Consider the following 4,838-nt stretch of genomic DNA (forward strand, 5'->3'; position numbering starts at 1 on the left):
CGCACAGGGTGCGCTCCCACAGGTTTGTCGCACGCCCAACTGTGGGAGCGCACCCTGTGCGCGACGCCKTTCGCCTCACCGCCCAAAAAAAGGGGCCGCCTTGCGGCGGCCCCTTTTCGATCTACCCGAAGGCAACGATCAATAACGGTAATGATCCGGCTTGTACGGACCATCCACCGGCACGCCGATGTACGCAGCCTGGTCCGGGGTCAGCTTGGTGAGCTTCACGCCGATCTGCTCCAGGTGCAGGCGAGCCACTTCTTCGTCCAGCTTCTTGGGCAGGCGGTAGACCGTCTTGTCGTAGAAGTCCTTGTTCGCCCACAGGTCGAGCTGGGCTAGCGTCTGGTTGGAGAAGCTGTTGGACATCACGAAGCTCGGGTGGCCATGGGCGCAGCCCAGGTTCACTAGGCGGCCTTCGGCCAGCATGTAGATGCTGCGGCCGGTCTGCTCGAACGTGTAGCGATCCACCTGCGGCTTGATGGTTTCGCGCGACACGCCCTTGGCGGTGTTCAGGCGATCCATCTGGATCTCGTTGTCGAAGTGGCCGATGTTGCACACCAGCGCGTTGTTCTTCATCGCCGCCATGTGCTCCAGCGTGATGATGTCCTTGTTGCCGGTGGTGGTGACGTAGATGTCGCCCAGGCCCAGGGTGTCTTCAATGGTGGTGACCTGGAAGCCTTCCATCGCGGCCTGCAGGGCGTTGATCGGGTCGATCTCGGTCACGATCACGCGAGCGCCGAAGCCCTTGAGCGAATGCGCGCAACCCTTGCCCACGTCGCCATAGCCGCACACCACGGCCACCTTGCCGGCGACCATCAGGTCGGTCGCGCGCTTGATGCCGTCGGCCAGCGATTCGCGGCAGCCGTACAGGTTGTCGAACTTGCTCTTGGTCACCGAGTCGTTGACGTTGATCGCCGGCACCAGCAGCTTGCCGGCTTCGGCGAGCTGATAGAGGCGATGCACGCCGGTGGTGGTCTCTTCGGAGACGCCCTTCCATTCGGCGGCGATCTTCTTGAACCAGCCCGGACGCGCGGCGGCGGTGCGCTTGACCAGGTCCTTGATGACCTGCTCTTCGTGGTTGCCGCTGGGCGTGTTGACCCAGTCGCTGCCGTCTTCCAGTTCCACACCCTTGTGGATGAACAAGGTGGCGTCGCCACCGTCGTCCACGATCAGCTGCGGGCCAAGCTCACCCGGGTGGGTCAGCATGTCGAGCGTGCACTCCCAGTACTCTTCCAGCGTCTCGCCCTTCCAGGCGAACACCGGCAGGCCGCCGGCGGCGAGGGCGGCAGCCACGTCGTCCTGGGTCGAAAAGATGTTGCACGAGGCCCAGCGCACCGAGGCACCCAGCTCACGCAGGGTTTCGGCGAGCACGGCGGTTTCCTTCGTGCAGTGCAGGGAGYCGGACAGGCGCACGCCCTTGAGCGGCTTTTCCTTGGCGTAGCGGGCGCGGATCTGCATCAGGCCCGGCATTTCTTCTTCGGCCATGCGGATGCGGCGGCGGCCGAGATCGGCGAGCGACATATCGCGGACCTTGAAGTCCTGCGAGGCGGAATCCTTGGTAACTGCGTTCATTTGGCTTAGCTCCGGGTGTTGCGACTGAACAAGTCGCATCGTTAACCGGGCGCCGTTACAGGAAAAATCCGTCGAGCCTGGCCGGGTTCGTGGAACACGCTTGGGTGTGCACGGAGCCGCGGTCGCAGCGCCCCTCGACGGGACGCATGAGTATAGCGTCCCTCGATGATGGTTTCGTGGCCGGCGCCCCTCCGGTTCAGCCGAACCATGACTGATGGCCTGGTTCCGCTGGCCGCCCAAGGGTTAATGTCGCAGGAGTCATGACACAGGGGACTGCCTCGTATGGATAGGTCGCTGCGCCGTTTCATTCTCGCCGGCTTGCTGCTGGCCGCCTCACCGCTCGTGCTCGCCGATTCGAAGGCCCCAGCGCCCGTCACGGCGCCGGCTTCGGGCTATCTCGCACCGCCCGCACCCTTGCAGGCCCTGGTGGATGCACCGCGCCCGCCACAGCTGTCGATCAGCCCGCATCGCGATCTGCTGGCGCTCACCCAGACGCCGCCACTGCCAGGCATCGACGTAGTGGCGCAGCCGGAACTGAAACTGGCCGGCCTGCGCATCAACCCCCGCACTTATGCGCAGAGCCGCTTCGTATTCGGCAGCGACCTGTGGCTGATGGACGTGGCCACCGGCAAGGAAATCCGCCCGCAGGGTCTGCCCAAACCGCTCTCCATCGCGACGTCCGCGTGGTCGCCGGACCAGCGCTATCTGGCCTTCAACCAGGTCAATGCGCGCGAAGGCACCAATGAATTGTGGTTGGTCGATATCGGCGCGCGCTCGGCACGTCGCCTGATCTCGCTGCCGTTGAACACCGTGGCCGGCCGCGGCTATCGCTGGATGCCGGACAGCTCGCAGCTGCTGGTGCAGTTGCAGCCAGAGGGGCAGGGCGCAGCACCGGTCGGCAACAGCATACCGACTGGTCCCGATACGCAGCAGACGCAGGCAGGCAGTGGCGTGAAGGCCATCCGCACCTACGAGGACATGCTGCGCAACGAAGACGATGCGAAGCTGTTCGAGTACTACCTGCGCTCGCAGTCCGCGCTGGTGTCGCTGGACGGCAAGGTCACCAAGCTCGGCGAGCCTGCCCTGACGCTTGGACTCGCACCGTCGCCTGATGGGCACTATTTGCTGCGCGAACGCGTGGAGCGTCCGTTCTCCTACCTCGTTCCCGTAGATAGCTTCCCGCGTCGCATCGAAGTGCTCGATCGCGATGGCAAGCTGGTGAAGGAGATCGCCCATCTGCCGCTGGTGGAAGGCCTGCCCACCGGCAACGACGCCGTGCCCACCGGCGTGCGCGAGATCACCTGGCGTGCCGATGCACCGGCCACGCTGGTGTGGGCCGAAGCGCAGGACGGCGGCGATCCGGCACGCAAGTCTGATATCCGCGACATCGTACAGATGCAGTCGGCGCCGTTCGAACAGGCGCCAGTGACGCTGGCCAAGCTTGGCAGTCGCTACGCGGGTGCGTACTGGGCCAACGGCGATCTGGCGCTGATCGACGAGTTCTGGTGGAAAACGCGCCGCGTGAAGCAATGGCGAGTATCGCCCGATCACCCGGCGCAAGCGCCGGCCCTCGTACGCGAGGGCTCGTCGGAAGATCGTTATCGCGATCCCGGCACGCCCGCGACCATGCTCGACGAGCACGGTCAATCGCGCCTTATCGTCACCGCCGACGGACAAAACATCTACCGCCTCGGCGAAGGCGCCTCGCCCGAAGGCGATCGTCCCTTCATCGACCGCGTGAACCTGCAGTCGGGCAGCAGCACGCGGCTGTTCCAGTCGCAGGCGCCTTACTACGAGGACCCGCAGGTCTTGCTCGATGCGCAGGGCACGCGTGCGCTGATCTCGCGCGAGTCGCCCACTGAGCCGACCAACTACTACGTGCGTGATCTGGCCGCGAACGGCAAGTTGCACGAGCTCACCCATTTTCCCAATCCGCTGCCGCAGTTGAAGGGCGTGAAGAAGGAGCAGATCCGTTACAAGCGCAAGGATGGCGTGGAACTCACGGCCACGCTGTATCTGCCGCCCAACTACGATCCGAAGAAGGATGGCCCGCGCCCGATGCTGATGTGGGCTTATCCGGCCGAGTTCAAATCGGCGGATGCGGCCGGGCAGGTCACCGACTCGCCATACAGGTTCAACCGCATCAGCTACTGGGGCCCGCAGGCTTTCCTCACCATGGGCTATACGGTGCTGGACAACTTCTCCGTGCCTATCGTGGGCGAGGGCAGCAAAGAGCCCAACGACACCTACATCCCGCAGCTGGTCGCCAGCGCCGAAGCCGCTGTTGACGAAGTGGTGCGCCGTGGCGTGGCCGATCGCAATCGCATCGCGGTGGGCGGCCATTCGTACGGCGCGTTCATGACCGCCAACCTGCTCGCGCATACGCGCCTGTTCAAGGCAGGCATCGCGCGCAGCGGCGCGTACAACCGCACGTTGACGCCGTTCGGCTTCCAGTCGGAAGAACGCAACTACTGGCAGGCGACGGACGTCTACAACACGATGTCGCCATTCAACTATGCGGAGAACATCAAGGACGCGCTGTTGATGATCCACGGCGAACAGGACAACAACTCCGGCACCTTCCCGATCCAGAGCGAGCGCATGTATGCCGCCATCAAGGGATTGGGCGGCACCTCGCGCCTGGTCCTGCTGCCGAACGAGGCGCATGCCTATCGTGCGCGCGAATCGATMATGCAGATGCTGGCGGAGATGAACAGCTGGCTGGACCTGTACGTGAAGCAGGCCAAGCCCGCGGGCAAGGCGATGGCTGCGCCCTGAGTCGTAACGTTTGAACAGGGAGCGGGACGTTGCATTCGTCCCGCTTTCTTGATGTCGCTGAACGATTTTGTGGCAATGCACAAAAGTCCTCCGCTTGGGGTAGTCTTGGACGTCCAGACATCCGCAACGTGGCATCGATGAACCAGCACCGCAGTCCTGAGTTCGCCCCGCACGACGCGCCTCTGCGCGAAGACGTCCGCCGCCTCGGCACCCTGGTCGGCAATATGCTGGCCGAGCAGATCTCGCCGGACTTCCTCGAGGAGGTCGAGCGCATCCGTACCGCGGCCATCGAGCGCCGCGTGGAAGAAGCACCGCTGGATGTGCTGGGCAGCCTGCTTACCGGGCTGGATACCGACAAGGCCGAGTCGCTGGCGCGTGCCTTTGCCACCTATTTCCAGGCGGTGAATATCGCCGAACGCATCCATCGCATCCGCCGTCGTCGCGACTATCAGCGTGAAGGCGGAGCACCTCAGCCCGAGTCGCTGCTC

Annotated in this window: 3 protein-coding genes and 1 riboswitch; of the genes, 2 read left to right on the forward strand and 1 reads right to left on the reverse strand. The window is 64.3% G+C overall.

Annotation, left to right across the window (positions count from 1 at the left end; genetic code table 11):
- Positions 1-138: 138 nt before the first annotated feature.
- Positions 139-1,572, reverse strand: a complete 1,434-nt coding sequence (gene ahcY, locus AC1DMG_RS19890) for an adenosylhomocysteinase (protein ID WP_477180961.1) — start codon at positions 1,570-1,572, stop codon at positions 139-141.
- A 40-nt stretch (positions 1,573-1,612) separates the two neighbouring features.
- Positions 1,613-1,714, reverse strand: a riboswitch (S-adenosyl-L-homocysteine riboswitch).
- Positions 1,715-1,854: 140 nt separating this feature from the next.
- Between ahcY and AC1DMG_RS19895 the strand changes: the two genes are divergently transcribed.
- Both AC1DMG_RS19895 and AC1DMG_RS19900 read left to right on the forward strand, forming a co-directional pair.
- On the forward strand, positions 1,855-4,350 hold the full coding sequence (locus AC1DMG_RS19895) for a S9 family peptidase (protein ID WP_477174998.1): 2,496 nt from the start codon (positions 1,855-1,857) through the stop codon (positions 4,348-4,350).
- Positions 4,351-4,487: 137 nt separating this feature from the next.
- A partial coding sequence (locus tag AC1DMG_RS19900; protein ID WP_477180962.1) for a phosphoenolpyruvate carboxylase occupies positions 4,488-4,838 on the forward strand: 351 nt, incomplete at its 3' end.

The organism is Dyella sp. 01N36, assembly GCF_056399745.1.